Source organism: Streptomyces sp. NPDC059499, from assembly GCF_042749285.1.
GTDB lineage: Bacteria > Actinomycetota > Actinomycetes > Streptomycetales > Streptomycetaceae > Streptomyces.
On record NZ_JBHYTT010000002.1, the window covers coordinates 128,916 to 143,150 of the forward strand.

The 14,235-nt window shown below is 69.7% G+C and carries 27 protein-coding genes and 1 pseudogene; 27 read left to right on the top strand and 1 reads right to left on the bottom strand.

The features are described from left to right. Positions 1 to 4 precede the first annotated feature (4 nt). On the bottom strand, positions 5 to 706 hold the full coding sequence (locus ACFW9O_RS05805) for a helix-turn-helix domain-containing protein (protein ID WP_384605496.1): 702 nt from the start codon (positions 704 to 706) through the stop codon (positions 5 to 7). Between the two features lie 166 nt (positions 707 to 872). Between ACFW9O_RS05805 and ACFW9O_RS05810 the strand changes: the two are divergent. From ACFW9O_RS05810 to ACFW9O_RS05940, 27 genes and pseudogenes are all read left to right on the top strand, one after another. Continuing rightward, positions 873 to 1,064 (top strand): annotated as a pseudogene (locus ACFW9O_RS05810) (helix-turn-helix domain-containing protein); the annotation flags it as partial. Between the two features lie 131 nt (positions 1,065 to 1,195). Next, entirely contained in the window at positions 1,196 to 1,756 is a 561-nt protein-coding gene (locus ACFW9O_RS05815; protein WP_384605499.1) for a DUF6907 domain-containing protein, read from the top strand. 5 nt (positions 1,757 to 1,761) lie between these two features. After that, positions 1,762 to 1,947, top strand: coding sequence for a hypothetical protein (locus ACFW9O_RS05820; RefSeq protein ID WP_384606611.1), 186 nt, complete (start codon positions 1,762 to 1,764; stop codon positions 1,945 to 1,947). Continuing rightward, positions 1,944 to 2,195: a hypothetical protein gene (locus ACFW9O_RS05825; RefSeq protein ID WP_384605502.1), complete on the top strand. Its 252-nt coding sequence runs from the start codon at positions 1,944 to 1,946 to the stop codon at positions 2,193 to 2,195. The genes ACFW9O_RS05820 and ACFW9O_RS05825 overlap by 4 nt, the downstream gene beginning before the upstream one ends. A 68-nt stretch (positions 2,196 to 2,263) precedes the next feature. Continuing rightward, on the top strand, positions 2,264 to 2,554 hold the full coding sequence (locus ACFW9O_RS05830; protein ID WP_384605505.1) for a hypothetical protein: 291 nt from the start codon (positions 2,264 to 2,266) through the stop codon (positions 2,552 to 2,554). Continuing rightward, positions 2,551 to 5,211: a hypothetical protein gene (locus ACFW9O_RS05835; RefSeq protein WP_384605508.1), complete on the top strand. Its 2,661-nt coding sequence runs from the start codon at positions 2,551 to 2,553 to the stop codon at positions 5,209 to 5,211. Before ACFW9O_RS05830 ends, ACFW9O_RS05835 begins: the two co-directional genes overlap by 4 nt. A gap of 256 nt (positions 5,212 to 5,467) precedes the next feature. Further along, on the top strand, positions 5,468 to 5,851 hold the full coding sequence (locus tag ACFW9O_RS05840) for a hypothetical protein (RefSeq protein ID WP_384605510.1): 384 nt from the start codon (positions 5,468 to 5,470) through the stop codon (positions 5,849 to 5,851). Continuing rightward, positions 5,848 to 6,048 (top strand): hypothetical protein, encoded by a 201-nt coding sequence (locus tag ACFW9O_RS05845; protein ID WP_384605512.1) that lies wholly within the window; start codon positions 5,848 to 5,850, stop codon positions 6,046 to 6,048. Before ACFW9O_RS05840 ends, ACFW9O_RS05845 begins: the two co-directional genes overlap by 4 nt. Further along, the gene (locus tag ACFW9O_RS05850; protein WP_384605515.1) at positions 6,048 to 6,539 is read left to right on the top strand and encodes a single-stranded DNA-binding protein; all 492 of its coding nucleotides are present in this window, start codon (positions 6,048 to 6,050) and stop codon (positions 6,537 to 6,539) included. Before ACFW9O_RS05845 ends, ACFW9O_RS05850 begins: the two co-directional genes overlap by 1 nt. A gap of 13 nt (positions 6,540 to 6,552) precedes the next feature. Next, positions 6,553 to 6,984 carry a hypothetical protein gene (locus tag ACFW9O_RS05855; protein ID WP_384605516.1) on the top strand — a complete coding sequence of 144 codons (432 nt, stop codon included), beginning with the start codon at positions 6,553 to 6,555 and terminating at the stop codon, positions 6,982 to 6,984. After that, positions 6,984 to 7,223, top strand: coding sequence for a hypothetical protein (locus tag ACFW9O_RS05860; protein ID WP_384605518.1), 240 nt, complete (start codon positions 6,984 to 6,986; stop codon positions 7,221 to 7,223). The genes ACFW9O_RS05855 and ACFW9O_RS05860 overlap by 1 nt, the downstream gene beginning before the upstream one ends. Beyond that, positions 7,220 to 7,444, top strand: coding sequence for a hypothetical protein (locus tag ACFW9O_RS05865; RefSeq protein WP_384605521.1), 225 nt, complete (start codon positions 7,220 to 7,222; stop codon positions 7,442 to 7,444). Before ACFW9O_RS05860 ends, ACFW9O_RS05865 begins: the two co-directional genes overlap by 4 nt. Next, positions 7,441 to 8,085 (top strand): hypothetical protein, encoded by a 645-nt coding sequence (locus tag ACFW9O_RS05870; RefSeq protein ID WP_384605524.1) that lies wholly within the window; start codon positions 7,441 to 7,443, stop codon positions 8,083 to 8,085. The genes ACFW9O_RS05865 and ACFW9O_RS05870 overlap by 4 nt, the downstream gene beginning before the upstream one ends. Positions 8,086 to 8,124: 39 nt before the next feature. Then, complete coding sequence (locus ACFW9O_RS05875; protein WP_384605527.1) at positions 8,125 to 8,358, top strand: hypothetical protein; 234 nt, start codon at positions 8,125 to 8,127, stop codon at positions 8,356 to 8,358. Between the two features lie 115 nt (positions 8,359 to 8,473). Then, positions 8,474 to 8,650, top strand: a complete 177-nt coding sequence (locus ACFW9O_RS05880) for a hypothetical protein (protein WP_384605530.1) — start codon at positions 8,474 to 8,476, stop codon at positions 8,648 to 8,650. After that, the gene (locus ACFW9O_RS05885) at positions 8,647 to 8,946 is read left to right on the top strand and encodes a hypothetical protein (RefSeq protein WP_384605532.1); all 300 of its coding nucleotides are present in this window, start codon (positions 8,647 to 8,649) and stop codon (positions 8,944 to 8,946) included. Before ACFW9O_RS05880 ends, ACFW9O_RS05885 begins: the two co-directional genes overlap by 4 nt. After that, positions 8,943 to 9,203 carry a hypothetical protein gene (locus ACFW9O_RS05890; protein ID WP_384605535.1) on the top strand — a complete coding sequence of 87 codons (261 nt, stop codon included), beginning with the start codon at positions 8,943 to 8,945 and terminating at the stop codon, positions 9,201 to 9,203. The genes ACFW9O_RS05885 and ACFW9O_RS05890 overlap by 4 nt, the downstream gene beginning before the upstream one ends. Beyond that, complete coding sequence (locus tag ACFW9O_RS05895) at positions 9,200 to 9,568, top strand: DUF6907 domain-containing protein (RefSeq protein WP_384605538.1); 369 nt, start codon at positions 9,200 to 9,202, stop codon at positions 9,566 to 9,568. The genes ACFW9O_RS05890 and ACFW9O_RS05895 overlap by 4 nt, the downstream gene beginning before the upstream one ends. Further along, the gene (locus ACFW9O_RS05900) at positions 9,565 to 10,698 is read left to right on the top strand and encodes a hypothetical protein (RefSeq protein ID WP_384605540.1); all 1,134 of its coding nucleotides are present in this window, start codon (positions 9,565 to 9,567) and stop codon (positions 10,696 to 10,698) included. Before ACFW9O_RS05895 ends, ACFW9O_RS05900 begins: the two co-directional genes overlap by 4 nt. After that, on the top strand, positions 10,695 to 10,859 hold the full coding sequence (locus tag ACFW9O_RS05905; RefSeq protein ID WP_384605542.1) for a hypothetical protein: 165 nt from the start codon (positions 10,695 to 10,697) through the stop codon (positions 10,857 to 10,859). The genes ACFW9O_RS05900 and ACFW9O_RS05905 overlap by 4 nt, the downstream gene beginning before the upstream one ends. 11 nt (positions 10,860 to 10,870) lie before the next feature. After that, positions 10,871 to 11,170 (top strand): hypothetical protein, encoded by a 300-nt coding sequence (locus ACFW9O_RS05910; protein WP_384605544.1) that lies wholly within the window; start codon positions 10,871 to 10,873, stop codon positions 11,168 to 11,170. A 2-nt stretch (positions 11,171 to 11,172) separates the two neighbouring features. Further along, positions 11,173 to 11,820, top strand: a complete 648-nt coding sequence (locus ACFW9O_RS05915; protein ID WP_384605547.1) for a hypothetical protein — start codon at positions 11,173 to 11,175, stop codon at positions 11,818 to 11,820. A 206-nt stretch (positions 11,821 to 12,026) separates the two neighbouring features. Further along, a complete protein-coding gene (locus ACFW9O_RS05920) occupies positions 12,027 to 12,257 on the top strand; it encodes a hypothetical protein (RefSeq protein ID WP_384605550.1) in 231 nt (76 codons plus the stop codon). A 14-nt stretch (positions 12,258 to 12,271) separates the two neighbouring features. Then, positions 12,272 to 12,451, top strand: a complete 180-nt coding sequence (locus tag ACFW9O_RS05925; RefSeq protein WP_384605552.1) for a hypothetical protein — start codon at positions 12,272 to 12,274, stop codon at positions 12,449 to 12,451. 166 nt (positions 12,452 to 12,617) lie between these two features. Beyond that, entirely contained in the window at positions 12,618 to 13,052 is a 435-nt protein-coding gene (locus tag ACFW9O_RS05930) for a hypothetical protein (protein WP_384605555.1), read from the top strand. 66 nt (positions 13,053 to 13,118) lie between these two features. After that, positions 13,119 to 13,352, top strand: coding sequence for a hypothetical protein (locus ACFW9O_RS05935; protein WP_384605558.1), 234 nt, complete (start codon positions 13,119 to 13,121; stop codon positions 13,350 to 13,352). A gap of 1 nt (position 13,353) precedes the next feature. Next, positions 13,354 to 14,124 (top strand): hypothetical protein, encoded by a 771-nt coding sequence (locus tag ACFW9O_RS05940; RefSeq protein WP_384605561.1) that lies wholly within the window; start codon positions 13,354 to 13,356, stop codon positions 14,122 to 14,124. Positions 14,125 to 14,235: the final 111 nt, after the last annotated feature.

A 14,235-nucleotide genomic window follows, 5' to 3' on the forward strand; every position in this document is an offset into this window, starting at 1 on the left:
AAGCTCACATTTGAGAAACCTCTCCATTCACAACAACTTCACCGTCTTCAAGGCTGAGACTCCCCATGCCCACCCACCCCTTCCTCCACACATTCACCATTCCGGCACTGAAGTATTCATCCAACTCGTCCCCCATTCCAATTTCGTCCGCCGCCTCCCTCATGTCATCGATAGACATTCCTCGCGAGTTCCAGTAGGCAAAGAGCCCTGACTTGTCAATGAGGGACTGCCTCCGGCCCCAATCGAACCCCTCACCCTTTGCCAGAATCCTCAGCTTGACCTGCACCTGGAAGTCAAGATGCGTGGCCTGGTGCCGATCCAGGTACTCCATCACTAGCTCTCGGAAGTGCGGCACCACGCCTGGGTAATGGCGCATCAAGACCGCTAGGTCACCAAAGCGCATGCGGGTGCTGAGCTCGGCTTGATAAACCTCCTCCTCATCCTTGAGCCATTGACTTAGATAGGCCTCGAAGAGTTCCTTCGGATACCCCTCAATTACCGGCTTGAGTAGCTCCTCGATCGACCGCTCAAAGACCTTCCCGAAGGCGATCAGCTCATCCACGGAAATCTTCCTGCGCGGTTCACCGCTTTCGATACGCCAGACAGCCGACTGGCTTAGGGGGCAGCCAGCGTCAGTGACACGCCGCGCCAGCTCGGCCGTGCTCCACCCCCTCGCCTCGCGCTCCACTGCCACGTGTGCTGCCACGTTTTGCTCACTGCTGCTGAACCCACTGTCACTCGGCCGAGCACCCACGCCAACGCCTCCCAACGCTATTCAACATGACTCGCAGGTTATCCCGTGTTGACTTGGCACGTCCAGCGCTGTCTACTGATCCCACTGGCATCACCTGCCAATCCAGAAGGGATCGCCCATGGAAAGCCCTGCCGCCACACAGGAGTTGCAGAGCTTCCTCACCACAGAGGACGTCGCTACCAGGTACCGGACCGCCCCAGGAACAGTGCGCTACTGGCGGCATGTGGGCTACGGGCCCCGTTGGACAAAGGTCGGGCGACGAGTCCTGTATCCCAACGCAGAGATCAAACGGTTCGACGAGGAGCTCCTCGCCAGAGCAGCCGGAAACGACAACAGCGCCGGGGGTGCAACCCCGGCGCCGTCTGTCGAGCGCAGTAACGAAACAGCCGCGAAGCAGATCGGAACACGCTCATGAACAGCATCCCACAGCCCGCTGACACCATGCAGCACGTTGACTTGGGCCAGCCCTGCGACACGCACTCCTGGTGCGCCGAGGTCGGCAACCACACGACGCACGCCTCCGCCTACGTCGAGGCCCCCACCCTCGACGGATACGGCGACTGCGTCCTCCCCGCCAACCTCATGGCCGAGGACGGAGCCGCCTCGTTCGCCCCCACCGTCGGATTCCTCGACCACAACCTGACGGCCGAGCAGACCCGCGCCAGGGTCACCGAGCTCCGCCGCCACCTCGACCAGGTTGCCGCGCTCGCCGACCTGCTCGACGGCCAGGCCCCGCTGGAGCCCGCCACCGAGTGCTACTCGGTCACCGCACCCGGGGCAGAGGGCGCACTCATCAGCGCGGAGATCTTCCGAAGCGACGACCCGCAGCCCGGCGGTCCTGCCGCCCGCATTGCCGTCTTCGGACTGCAGGGGGCTGACGCCGATCTCGACGTCGCGGGCGCCGACCAGCTGATCGCCTGCCTCGAGGACTTCCTCCCCCAGCTCCGCGCGCTCCGCAACCACCTCGCCGCGACCGTCGCCGGACCGGAGGCCCGCCCGTGACAAAGATGCACACCACTGCGGCGGCCGAGGACACCCTCGGCCGCCCGGCCGGGGCCGACCACGGCGACGCCGCGTACTGGGCACGTATCCGACGCATCGTCGACCAGGCCCCGCCTCTCTCTGATCACCAGCGCGCCGTCATCCGAACCGCGTTCCACCAGCCGGCCGACCACAAGGAGCGGGCAGCATGAGCGAGCACCGTCCCGGCCAGTGGCCGGTCGACCAGCCCGTCGAGCTGCCCCAGCCCGACGACCAGGACGCCCAGCACCTGGCGCTCACCGCCGAACAGGCCCGCTTCCACGTCACGTTGGGCGCCGTCCGCGCCGACCTCGAAGGCCAACCGAGCGAGATGTGCCTCCGCGCCGCCGCACGCCGCTGGACCAACGCCATCACGGCGATGTCAGAGGAACTGACTCAGCAGCTGAAGAAGACCGGGTAACGGGTCACGGCGCGCCGGACCGGCGCGCCACACGAACACCTCACCAGCACGAGAGAAAGCCACCGTTCGTGAAGACCATCGCACCCCCGTCGGACACCCTCTTCGGCACGCCCGCCGCAGTGGCCACGCCGCCGCGCGGCCTGGTCCCCGCCACCGCGCGGCTCATCGCCACCCGCAGCCCCGACACCACCGACGCCGAGCAGCGCCTCCTCCTGCTCCTCGTCGTCCACTGCCCGTACTGCGACCGCGCGCACGTCCATCCCGGCGGCCACCTCGGCGCCCCCCGCCTGTGCCCCCGTAACTCCCGTTGCGTCGGAGCCCCGGGCGGCACCTACTACTTCCCGGCGGTGCAGCAGTGACCGAACAGCCGCCGACCCAGGTGACCATCGACGAAGCCCTCGTCCGCGCGTCGCTGGCCCACCAGTACCAAGGTGTCCCCGGTCTCCTCAGCATTTGCAGCGACGCCGACGGCTGGGCCGGACGCCGCTTCACCACCGACGAGGCTGGCATCGCCGCCGCGGTGCAGTACGCCATCCAGCTCGACAGGCGCAAGGCGAAGGGCATCTACGCCCAGGTCACCACCCTCCGCGAACGGCCCAAGGAGGGCCGCGGCGGGAAGGACCTGGCCCACGGCCTCACGTTCCTGTGGGCCGACGGCGACTTCGGCAACGTCGGCCACAAACCGGGCCCCGACGAGATGTCCCACCCTGAAGACGCCGACCACGTGCGGGAGATCGTGGCGTCGTCCGGGCTGCCCGAGCCGAGTGGCTGGGTACTGTCCGGCGGCGGCTTCAACCCCATGTGGATGCTCGACCAGGCGCACGTCATCACAGACGACGACCGGGCCCGCATCGAGGGCATGACGTCCGGGCTGCAGGCCATCCTCGGCGCTGCCGCATATGGGCACGGCTGCACCTGGGACACGGAGATCGGCAACCTCGACCGGCTGATGCGTGTGCCCGGCACCGTGAACCGGAAGGCCGGTCAGGCCCGGGCGACGGGTAGCGTCCCGGGCTCCGCAGCGCCGGTCCCACTGGGCCTCATGTTCGAGCGGGTCGCCGCGCTGGAGCCCGGTGCTCGGGCCGCCCTGGAAAAGGCCGCGGCGGAGAAGCGCGCCCGGCAGGACGTCCGGACCGGGCGCCCCGCCGTACCGCCGCCGCGCGCCCGCGCCGTGAGCAACGGGGGCAGCAGCGTCTTCGACATCCTCGCCGCCAACCTCACCTTCCGGGACATCCTCGAACCTGCGGGCTGGACCTACCGGGGTACGTCCGGCGGGCGGGACAAGTGGCTGCGGCCGGCGAGCTCGGAAGGCTCGGCCGAGAGCGACTACAGCCTCATCTGTGACGACCACGTCGCGGTGAACTGGTCGGAGCGGTCCGGACTCCCGGTCGGACAGCAGCCGTCCGGCCGGAAGCTCACTGTCCCCACCCTGTGGGCTCACCTGCACTACAGCGGGAACGAGCCCGAGGCGGCGCGCGACGTGCTGCGCGCCGCATACGACCAGCCGTGCGCGTCGCCCGCACGGGGCCTGTCCACCCAGATCCTGCTGCAGGTGAAACAGCGGTGCCGGCCGCCCCGGCAGGAGCCGCGGGATGTCGTGCCTCCCCTGCTCGAAGACAGCTGGGACGCTCTCGAAGAGCCCGAGCCCGAGCACGGGCGCCCGGACCAGGATCCCGGCCAGCCTCAGGCGTTGCCCGGGCTGCTGCCTGAAACGTTCTGGTCGGCCCGGCCCGAGCTCCGGCAGATCCGGCAGGCAGCCCACTCCCGCAACCGGTCCGGCGACGTCGCGTTCTACTCCACGCTCACCCGCCTGTCCGCGCTGGTCCCGCACCACATTCGCGCGGACACCGGCGTCGCCGACTTCGTATCCCTCAACCTGTTCGTCGCACTCGTCGGCCCGTCCGGCTCCGGCAAGTCGACCGGCGTCCGAGTCAGCAAGCGACTGCTCGTCGCGCCGCCGACCATGGACTTCCGGGACGGGCTGCCCATCGGCTCCGGCGAGGGCATGGCCGAGGTGTTCATGGGGACTATCGAGGAGGAGACCGGCGAGATCCACAAGGGCGGCCCGAAGAAGGGCGACCCTGTCACCGCGACCGTTCGAGCGCAGGTCCGGCACAACGCGTTCTTCTACATCGACGAAGGCGCCTCCCTGACCAGGCTCATGAAGGAGCGGACCGGCTCCACCCTCGGCGAGACGCTGCGAAGCGCGGCCGTCGGTCAGACCCTCGGGCAGACCAACGCCAGCAAGGACAACTCCCGCTACATCCCCGGCGGGTCGTACAGCATGGGCCTCCTCGTCGGGTTCCAGCCCGAGACTGCGGCCCCGCTCTTCGACGACACCGCCGAGGGCACCCCGCAGCGCTTCCTCTGGGGCGTCGTCACCGACCCGTCGATCCCAGACGAGCCCGTCGACTGGCCCGGCGAACTCCTCGACTGGCGGGCCGCCCTCGACATCCGCAGCGAAACCCTCATCACCTTCGACAAGACCATCACCACCGAGCTCCGTCGGGTCGACCTGGCGAACGCCCGCGGGGAGAAGCCCAGCGAAGACGTGGGCCCGCTCGACTCCCACGCACCCGTCATGAAGATCAAGGTCGCGTCGCTGCTCGCGATCCTCGCCGGCCGACTCCACGTCACCGTCGAAGACTGGGCCCTGGCCGAGACCGTGTGGCTGGCATCGTGCGCCGCACGGAACTGGGTCATCGCCTACAGCGAGCGGCAGCGCAAGGCCGAAGCGGAGAAGCGCACTCAGGCCCGCATCACGGAAGAGGTCCGCCTCGACCACGCCAAGCTCCTGGCCGACGACGCACGCACCGACAAGGCCGTCGACCGGCTCGCCACCCGGCTCGCCCTGCTCGTCCACGAGGCAGGCCCCGCCAGCCGCAGCGCCCTGCGGACCAAGGTCGCGGGCCGCGACAAGAAGCACGTCGCCGACGCGCTGAACCTTGCCGCACTGCGGGGCTGGCTCGACGAAGCCGACGGAAAGCTCACGCCGGGACGGTCCCGGCCGAGCTGATGTCCCAGGGGGGGACAGGGGGACACGTTGTCCCCCCTCCCCCTCACCCGGAGACAAACTTTCGTTCGCGAGCCTAACAATCAAATCTCGCACCAACTCGCTGACCTGCATAAATAAGAGAAGAGAAGAGATCTTTTATGACTCACGTAGCGCGCGACCCACCGAGGGTGAGACCCCCTGTCCCCCCCTGTCCCCCCGTCCCCCCTCTGTCCCCTTCCCGGGGCCGCGTCCCCGCCGACCTCACGAACGGAAACCCATGACTCCCACCGGCTGGATCGCCTGCTACCGCAGCGCCGAGCAGAAGCAGCTCAAGCAGCCCGGCCACACCCTGCCCGTCGACGGATGGACGGCCAACGGGCACGCCGTCGTGGTCGACAAGCGACTTGGCGCGCGCGTGATGGCCACTTCCCTGCCCAACTTCGTCAGCCTCGAGCAAGAGCCTGCGATCGTCGCCGTCCTGCCCGGGCAGGGGTGGCGCCTGGTCGTCGACGACGAGACGTCCCACCCCGTCCTCGGCTGGGCCATCGACTCGGCTGGCTTCGGCTCCCCGATCTTCACCGACCCCGATGGTCTGGCCCAGGTCGAAGACGGTGACCTCGGCGGGCAGATCCTGCCCCCGGCCCCGGGCGCCACGGGGTGAACGTCGACGACGTGGTGGCCGCGCGCGTAGAGGCCGCCCGTGTCCGCATCCAGGCGGCGAAGCGGCGGCGCGAGGAACTGTCCGCCGCCCGTGCCCGCGGCCTCGCTGCCCGGCACGCCAACAAGCTCCGGCGGCTCGCAGCCCGCGTTTCAGATGAAACACCCGCCGCCCCCAATCCTCCGAAGGAGAACCCCTGATGTCCGGAGAGACCGTCATCACGATCGTCGGGAACCTGGTCGACGAGCCCGAGCTCCGCTTTACCCCGGCCGGCGCCGCGGTCTGCAAGTTTCGGGTCGCGTCCACCCCCCGGGTGTTCGACCGGCAGAGCAACGAGTGGAAGGACGGCGAAGGCCTGTTCCTCACCTGCTCCGTGTGGCGGCAGGCCGCGGAGAACGCGGCCGAGACGCTGTCCCGCGGCATGCGCGTCATCGTCCAGGGCCAGCTGAAGCAGCGGTCGTATGAGGACCGTGACCAGGTGAAGCGGACCGTGTACGAGATCGACGTCCACGAGGTCGGGCCGAGCCTGGCCCGCGCGTCGGCGAAGGTCACGAAGAACCCGGCCGGTGGCGGCCAGCAGAACACCACAGCCCAGCCCCCGCAGCAGGCCGGCGGATGGGGCAGCCAGCCCGCTCCTGCAGCTGCACCCGCACCGGCGGCCAGCAGCTACTCGGACGAGCCCCCCTTCTGATCGGAGAGCGACCATGAGCACCGAGACCGAGAGCGCCGCTGCCGTCGCCCGTGTGCAGGCCCTGCACCCCGACAACGGCACCGGCTGGTGTCCGGCCGAGCCGTTCGTGAAATGGCCGTGCGACACCGCGCGAGCCCTTGACCCCGGGGCCGCCGACACGTCGGCCCCGCCGATCAGGCCGCGCCTCGACCTCCTCCGTGCGCTGGACCGCGCCCACGCTCTCGTCGAAGAGTGGGACGGCGACCCGGCACCCATCGCCAGGAGCGACGCGGCCGACATGCTCGCCGAAGTCCTCAAGCTGCACGGCTGGGAGCAGAAGCCCCAGCCCGGCCCCCGCCTGCGGGCCGTCCCCGCGCTCTCCGTCGCCGTGGTCCTCGGCCACGCGGACGACGGTCAGTGGCACGACGTCACCGACAGGCCGACCCCTGCAGAGGAGACTCCGTGATGGCTGACGCCCGGGTCACGATCAACCGTGACCACACCACTCGACTGGGGAACCTGGTCTTCGCCAGCTGGTGGTGGCAGGTCCACCTGCCCGGAGTCGGCAGCAAGTCCGGCTTCGCTCGTACCGAGTCACGAGCCCGGGCCAAGGCCGAGCGTGCTGCGGGCAAGCTCGCCCGCACCCCGCAGGCCACGACGTTTCGGTACACGCTGCCGACCAGCGCCGAGGAGGAGCCGACGTGACCTCGACCCTCGTGAACCTGATCTGCGCCTGCGGAGAAGGCTCCAGCCACAACTGCCCCCTGGAGTGGGACCCGCAGCGACTGCACAGCGCCGTCGTGCGCGGCTGCTGCCCGGCCTGCGGACAGCCGTCGCTCTTCCTCGGCGCCGGCGGCTACGTCACCTGCCGCCGTCTCGAATGCCCCCAGCCCGACGCAGCCAGCACCCTCCTGGAGCGGCCATGAACCTGTGCCTGCTGTGCGACGAACACGACGACACCGGCGGCACCCTCTGCCCGGGCTGCACCAAGGGGACCCGCGTCCGGCTGGAAGCCATGCCCGTTCTCTACCGAGGACTCGCCCCGCTCCTCACCCCGTCGGTCAGCGCCGGGCAGGGACGGTCCGGGAAGGGCGGGCCGGCGCCCATCCCCGTCACGCTCGACGTCCTCGACATCCGCGGCCCCGGCGGCATGGCGTCCCTGCTGGAGTCATGGGTCGACGCCGTGCGCCACGAGCGCGGCATGCCCGAGCAGCCGCACACCGGGAGCCCCGAAGGGCGGGTCGATCGGGCGGTCGGCACGCTGCTGGGTCACCTGCCCTGGATCGCCGTGTCCTGGTCCGAGGCCGGGGACTTCGCCAAGGAGATCAAGGAGCTGGCCCGGTCGGTGTCCACGATGATCCGGCCGCCCGACAATCAGCGCGGAACACGGATCGGGAACTGCCCGGCGATCGACCTATCCGGCGCGCTGTGCGGTGCCGTGCTGCGGCTGGCCCCGGGCGAGAAGGCGGTGCGGTGCGAGTGGTGCGGCAACCAGTACCCGCCCTTCGTGTGGGCGCAGTTGAAGACGTGGATCGACGAGGACACGAAGGCTGGCAATGCTGCCTGAACCGTCGACTATCACGCACCTACGTGATAGTGTCGCGACATGAGCACGAAGCCCTGGCGGCAACGGGTTCACGAGGAGGACGAGCTGCTCGAACAGCTCCGAACCCAGACATCCGAAGCAGCCGAACGACGCGCGACCGCCTTCGCCGAAGGCGTCAACGAGTTGGGCTCGGTCTACAAGGTGGCCAAGGCTCTCGATAAGCCCTGGACCACGGTGGACCAAGCGATCAAGAAGCACGGGCTGGCCAAGCCACGCCCCGACACAACCTCATAACGCAGAGCGGGAGCCAGACGACAGCTCTCCCCGGTGCTCGAACACCGGTGAGGCGCGCGCGTCGCCTGACTCCCTGACCGAAGAACCCCCTGAGTCAACCAGGAGGACCTCGGCTATGCCGAAGCCTATTGCGTCTGCAAGTGGATATGACGGCCACCCCGTCGTGATCCAGACCGACCGGCGTCTGATCGCCGTCGGCACCATCCACCGCCACGGCGGTCGCACCACCACAGTGCGAGCCACCGAGGCCGGCGTCACCGGCAGCATCCGCCCCACCGGCGGTGCCCGATGAGCATCGACGCCTTCACCGCCGAGCTGCAGCAGCTGCTTGCCGCACCGTCGCTCGCCCAGCAGATCCTCACCGCCGTGGCCAGCGCCCTGCAGTCCGAGGACCCGTTCGAGCCCCTCACCCTCGACACCCTCAACGCGGTGCTCGACGGAGTCGCCTACGTCCTCACCGACAGCATCCCCGTCCCGGTGGGCACGAACGCCACCGAGCGGGCCGAGGCCGCCCTCCCGCCCATCCACGACCGGGAGACCGCCGACGCCTACGCGCTCCGCGTCCTCCAGGCTGCGAGGACCGTGTGAGCGCCGCCGAAGAACTCCGCGAGCTCCTCGAAGCCGTCATCGACGCGATCGACCTCCCCCGCCCGGTGTCCATGGCCGATGAGTTCGCGTACCGCGTCACCCTCGACCACCGCCTCAGCCTGGCGGTCATCGTCGCCCGCGCCGCGTTGGACGAGAAGCCGGACGCCTACGCATGGAACGCCGCCTACCTTCGCCGCAAGCTCGATCAGCACCCGGTCACCTACCGCGCTTACGAGAAGCCGGAGGCCGGCCGATGAGCGCCCCGCGCACCGTCACGGTGCCCACCCTCGACCAGGGCAACATCACCATCACCGAACCGGCCTGGTGCGCCGGCCACGACGGAGACCAGCCGCAGTTCCGCAGCGACACCGGGCACCTCGGTGCCCCACACCGCGCGGACTTCGACGGCGACGAGCTCGCGTTCGCCGCCCTGGCACAGGACCCGTTCGCCGAGCACGCCGACCGCAGCGTCGGTGTCCTCGTCGAGATGGGCCAGCTCGCCCGCGCACTCACCCCGGCCGAGCTCGACGGCCTGGCCGCAGTCCTCGTCGACTACGCCGGAACACTGCGGCGCCTCGCCCGCCAGCTGTCAGCGCTCCGTACCGAAGGTGAGGGCCGATGAACGCCAAGCTCACCGGTGGACAGATCTTCGTCCTGTCCGCCGCCGCCGTCCCCATGGTGGCCGTCGGCATCGTCGGAGGCATCGGCACCTACGCCAACATCGCCGCCGAACTCCACCGCGCCGAAACCGCGCTCGGTGTCGTCGCCGCCGGTGAGGGCGTGACCCTCGTCCTGTCCCTCGTCATGGTCGGCGTCACCATGCTCGGCCAGGCCGCCCCCACCCCTGTCCGCATCGGCCTATGGGTGACACCCCTTGGCGCCGCAGCCATCGGCCTGTCCGCCGCCGACAGCCGAACCGAAGCCGCCATCTACGCCATGACGCCACTCGCCATGTCCGTGGCCGCCGAAGGACTCGGCTTCCTCGCCCGCCGGATCGTCATCCACCGCACCGGCCACGACATGGAAGCCCAGCGCCGCAACGCCGAGACAGTTCAGCGCCTGGCCTACCACCAGGCCCGCGCAGCCAAGCACCCCGGCAAGCTGGCGCCGTGGTGGTCCGAGCGAGTGTCCTGGCGCCTGGCCCGCCAGGTCGGCCGCGGCGACATCGAACTCGGCTTCAGCCTCGTCCAGGTCCAGCGCGAGAAGCTGACCGAGGGAGCAGGCGCGGCACTGGCCGGCATGTTCGCCACCGCCCCGCCCACGGAGCCGGAGGCGCCCGCCGCTGCGGTCCGGCACTCGGCCACCGAGGTGCTGCGGCGCCGCTTCGCCGAGATGGACCCCGCTGATGCGGTCCGCATCGCCCATGATGCGCACCCTGATACGCCCCCGGCCGAGCTGGCGTCTCTCCTCATCACCTACGGCGTGATCGTCGACGCCGTACAGGTCGCCCTCGTCCTCGGCAGTACGCCCGAGCGCATCACCCTGGAGCGCAGCGATACGGATGATGCGCCCGATGATGCGGATGATGCGCAGCAGGTCACGGGGCCACCGGCCCTCACCAAGGCGCAGGCGATCATCGAAGCCGCCACGGTCCTCGGACCCGACTTCAAAGCCGCCGACATCGTCGACCGCGTGAAGCGCATCAACCGCATCACCACGGACGACGCCTACGTCCGCGCCGTCCTCTCGCGCGAAGCGAAGAAGGCGAAGCCCGCCGACGAGCCCCGGCCGATGGAGGGCGGGTTCCTGTGATCACGTACCACTCGCTCGGCTACTACGGCCTCTTCGCCGCCCTCGGCGCCGTCGTCCTCATGACCCTGCTCCCCAACGGGTCCCGAGCCCACCGCCTGGTCACCCGCGCCGCCCTGGCCGCCCTCCTCGTCACCGCCGCCATCGTCGGCCTCTCGTACTGAAGGACCACACCGTGAAGACGTCGCTCCTCGCCGCCATCGACACCGCCAGCCACCACACCATCGCCGCACCCCCCGCCGCCGTCGGCACCGGCGGATCCGTCCCCATCAGCGTCCTGCTGATCATCGGCCTCGGCGGAATCGCCTGGTGGATGTTCAAGCACGGCGACAAGACCAAGAAGCTCCACCTCGCCCCCGGCTTCGTCTGCGTCGGCCTCGGCCTCTCCCTCTCCGGCACCCAGATCGGCACCATGGTCGCCCAGCTCTTCGCATCGGTCGCCCAGATGATCGCCACCTTCGCCAGCAACGCCTGAACATGACCACCAAGTCCGAGGCCGACACCCTCGAGCTGCCGCCCGTCCCCGAGTTCGGGACCGGGCGGCCCCGGTGGGCCGCACACCGCATCCACCCGAGGCGCCTCAGCCGCGGACACCTCACCCAGTGGGCGCGGCTCCGCGCCTGGACCATCGCCGAGAACCACCCGACCCGGGGGAAGACCGTCACCGCCCGCGCGGCCGGCCTCGGGCTCGGGGCGCTCATGGTCTGGCGTACCGCCAACGAGGAACCCAGGCTCCTCGCCATCGGGGCCGGCGCCTACGCCATCAGCGCCTGGCGCGCCGGACGCCCCGTCCCACCGACCGAGGACGAGCTGAAGCGCCGCGTCATCGAAGGCGTCGCCCACCTCATCGGGGACCGGCCCGCCGTGTTCCTCGCCGACGTGTACGCCGCCTTCCAACTGCGCCCCGCCGCCCAGCACCTCGACGACGCCCGGCTACGGGCCGTCCTCGTCCACAGCGGCATCACCATCCACCGCAGCGTCCGTATCAGCGCCACCGAGACCGGCCGCAGCGGCATCAAGGCCACCGACATCCAGGCCCTCCTCTCCCCCACCCCCGTAGACACCCCTTCCGAGGATGTAGACGCAGGTCAGCCGGATGGAGAAGGGGCCGTAGACCGCCCGTAGACCGGGCTGTAGACCACCCAAGGAGCACCATGCGACGCCACATCCACGCCCTCATCCGGACCCTCGGCTACGACTTCCCGCCGCTCCCGTACTGCGCCCAGTGCGGCGGCCACTACCCGGCACACAGCCACTGACGGGGATACCGAAATCGGCGCATCTACGGGTCAGTAACACCCAGACTGGCCCCCTAGCTAAGGGGTATCGCCATGAGCCAACTGCAGAGCCACGACCGACAGGGCGCAGAGATCAAGGTCGGGGACATCGTCACCTACGCCGACCGCGATGAGATGCACGGAGGAACAGTCGCCTACATCGCGGGGTCGGGGCTGCGGGAGCTGGCCATTGAGGACCCCAAGCGGGGGCTGGTCATCCGCTACGGCGAAGAAACTCCGGGTGCGTTCATCGTCTACGACTGCCTGATCGTGCAACGCTCCTAGCGCATCATGGGCTCATGACCGCACCGCTCCTCGTCGACGTGTATGCCGCCGCAGCCGCCACCGGGATCAAGCCGGGCGCCCTTCGCGTCCGGCTTCACCGCGGCACCCTCACCCACCACGGCTACGACCGCCAAGGCCGCACCCTCATCGACCTGCACGAACTCCAGCCCGCCGCGCTGATCAACGCTGCTTGACCAGCACGATCACCGGGTGTAACACTCAAGGGGCGTCCGGCGTGCCCACACACCGCCAGGAACCCAGGCCCCGCCCCTCACGGATGGGGTCTTCGCTATATCCGCCCCAACACGTCCCCGAGTGCCCGATGATGTCCCCCTCATCACGAACGTCCTTGGGGGACCCATGCGCACCCGCACAGCCGCCGCGCTCACCGCGGCCACACTCCTTGCCACGCTCACCGCATGCGGCAGCAGCGACGACAAGCCCACCGCCCCCGCCAGCGAAACCGCCAGCCAGGCAGACCGCGACGCCGCCCGTGACGCCGCACGCAAAGCCGCCGGCCTCCCGCCCGAGCCCAGCGCAACCGCCCGCTACGCCTACCTCGAAGCCCTCGACGCGATCGACCCACGCATCTCGAAGCCCGGCAAGGACGACCAAACCGTGTCCCGAGGCCTGAACCAGTGCGGGTCCATCAAAACGACGAAGGACAGGACCAAGCTGATCGAGCAGGCTCTCAGCCGGTTCACCATCGACACCCGGCTGCCCGACATCAACAACGCGGCCACCGGCGGCAAGATCGTGGACGCCGTCCACAAGAACCTCTGCCCCGACTTCTGACCCAGCCCCACCCGAGCCCGGCCGTGCACACCGCACCGCCGGGCCTTCCCATGCCAGGAGGTACCCGTGGCCGACGGTCAGACCATCGACATCCAGCTCCCGATCATCCCCGCGAGCATCCCCAGGGACACCCTGCGGGACATCTGCCGCACGCTCGGCCTCGACCCCGGCGACGTCCTGGAGCTCAAACTCGGCGTGAACGAACTCACCGTCACCCTGTACCTGAGCGACCACGACGGCCACAAGATCCGATACGGCGACGGGCCCGCCATCACCGTGGCCACCATCCCCATCGGCTGACATGCCGCGCCGCCCTGCTAGCCGCTGCACCGCCTGCGGCACCCGCAAGGACACCAACGGCCGTTGCGCCACCTGCAAGCCCGCACGCGCCCGCACCAGCGGCCAGAACCGCAAGGACTGGCGCTGGGTCTACGACGACAAGCGGTGGCCGCCCCTGCGCGACCAGGTCCTCTCCGAAGAGGCGATCTGCGCATGCGGCTGCGGCCGGCCACCTACCGTCGTCGACCACATCCGACCGCACCGCGGCGACGAGCAGCTGGCGTTCGACCGGGCCAACCTGCAGGCCATGACCAAGACATGCCACGACTCGAAGACCGCACACGAGACAGGGTTCGCCGGGCACGGCGTCAAGCGCCTCACCACCACAACGGTCACCCTCGTCTGCGGCCCGCCCTGCTCGGGCAAGACCACCTACGTCCGCGACCGCGCGCAGCCCGGCGACCTCGTCGTCGACTGGGATGTCCTCGCCCAGGCCCTGGGATCCCCCCACCCCTGGGACCACCCAGCCGCCCTCACCCCGTTCATCGCCGAGGCGCGCGACGCGGTGACAGCCCGCCTCAACCGCAGCCACCAGGTCGAGCGAGCGTGGCTCATCGCGACTGCACCGCGTGACGCCGACCGCCATCGCCTGGCCCCTGCCGGCGCGTCCGTCGTCGTCCTCGCGACCGAGGAGGACGAGTGCGTGCGTAGGGCCAGACAGGACGACCGTCCAGCGGGTACCATCGAAGCGATCGAGTCCTGGTGGCGCATCCACCGCGCTGACCAGCACTGACACCGCCTCCCACCGAGGTGATCCACCCCCAGGGGGGATGTGGATCTTGCCGGTGGGGGGACCCCCTAGCGCAGGCGGGGGAATCGCGCGCACGACCGCGAGTTTGGGCCG

Excerpts from the sequence above, each read along its gene's own strand:
- ACFW9O_RS05840 (WP_384605510.1), top strand. The coding sequence starts at position 5,468 with ATGACTCCCACCGGCTGGATCGCCTGCTACCGCAGCGCCGAGCAGAAG.
- ACFW9O_RS05885 (WP_384605532.1), top strand. The coding sequence starts at position 8,647 with ATGAGCATCGACGCCTTCACCGCCGAGCTGCAGCAGCTGCTTGCCGCA.
- ACFW9O_RS05900 (WP_384605540.1), top strand. The coding sequence starts at position 9,565 with ATGAACGCCAAGCTCACCGGTGGACAGATCTTCGTCCTGTCCGCCGCC.
- ACFW9O_RS05875 (WP_384605527.1), top strand. The coding sequence starts at position 8,125 with ATGAGCACGAAGCCCTGGCGGCAACGGGTTCACGAGGAGGACGAGCTG.
- ACFW9O_RS05855 (WP_384605516.1), top strand. The coding sequence starts at position 6,553 with ATGAGCACCGAGACCGAGAGCGCCGCTGCCGTCGCCCGTGTGCAGGCC.
- ACFW9O_RS05940 (WP_384605561.1), top strand. The coding sequence starts at position 13,354 with ATGCCGCGCCGCCCTGCTAGCCGCTGCACCGCCTGCGGCACCCGCAAG.
- ACFW9O_RS05820 (WP_384606611.1), top strand. The coding sequence starts at position 1,762 with ATGCACACCACTGCGGCGGCCGAGGACACCCTCGGCCGCCCGGCCGGG.
- ACFW9O_RS05915 (WP_384605547.1), top strand. The coding sequence starts at position 11,173 with ATGACCACCAAGTCCGAGGCCGACACCCTCGAGCTGCCGCCCGTCCCC.
- ACFW9O_RS05825 (WP_384605502.1), top strand. The coding sequence starts at position 1,944 with ATGAGCGAGCACCGTCCCGGCCAGTGGCCGGTCGACCAGCCCGTCGAG.
- ACFW9O_RS05860 (WP_384605518.1), top strand. The coding sequence starts at position 6,984 with ATGGCTGACGCCCGGGTCACGATCAACCGTGACCACACCACTCGACTG.
- ACFW9O_RS05920 (WP_384605550.1), top strand. The coding sequence starts at position 12,027 with ATGAGCCAACTGCAGAGCCACGACCGACAGGGCGCAGAGATCAAGGTC.
- ACFW9O_RS05930 (WP_384605555.1), top strand. The coding sequence starts at position 12,618 with ATGCGCACCCGCACAGCCGCCGCGCTCACCGCGGCCACACTCCTTGCC.
- ACFW9O_RS05880 (WP_384605530.1), top strand. The coding sequence starts at position 8,474 with ATGCCGAAGCCTATTGCGTCTGCAAGTGGATATGACGGCCACCCCGTC.
- ACFW9O_RS05895 (WP_384605538.1), top strand. The coding sequence starts at position 9,200 with ATGAGCGCCCCGCGCACCGTCACGGTGCCCACCCTCGACCAGGGCAAC.
- ACFW9O_RS05925 (WP_384605552.1), top strand. The coding sequence starts at position 12,272 with ATGACCGCACCGCTCCTCGTCGACGTGTATGCCGCCGCAGCCGCCACC.
- ACFW9O_RS05815 (WP_384605499.1), top strand. The coding sequence starts at position 1,196 with ATGCAGCACGTTGACTTGGGCCAGCCCTGCGACACGCACTCCTGGTGC.
- ACFW9O_RS05870 (WP_384605524.1), top strand. The coding sequence starts at position 7,441 with ATGAACCTGTGCCTGCTGTGCGACGAACACGACGACACCGGCGGCACC.
- ACFW9O_RS05850 (WP_384605515.1), top strand. The coding sequence starts at position 6,048 with ATGTCCGGAGAGACCGTCATCACGATCGTCGGGAACCTGGTCGACGAG.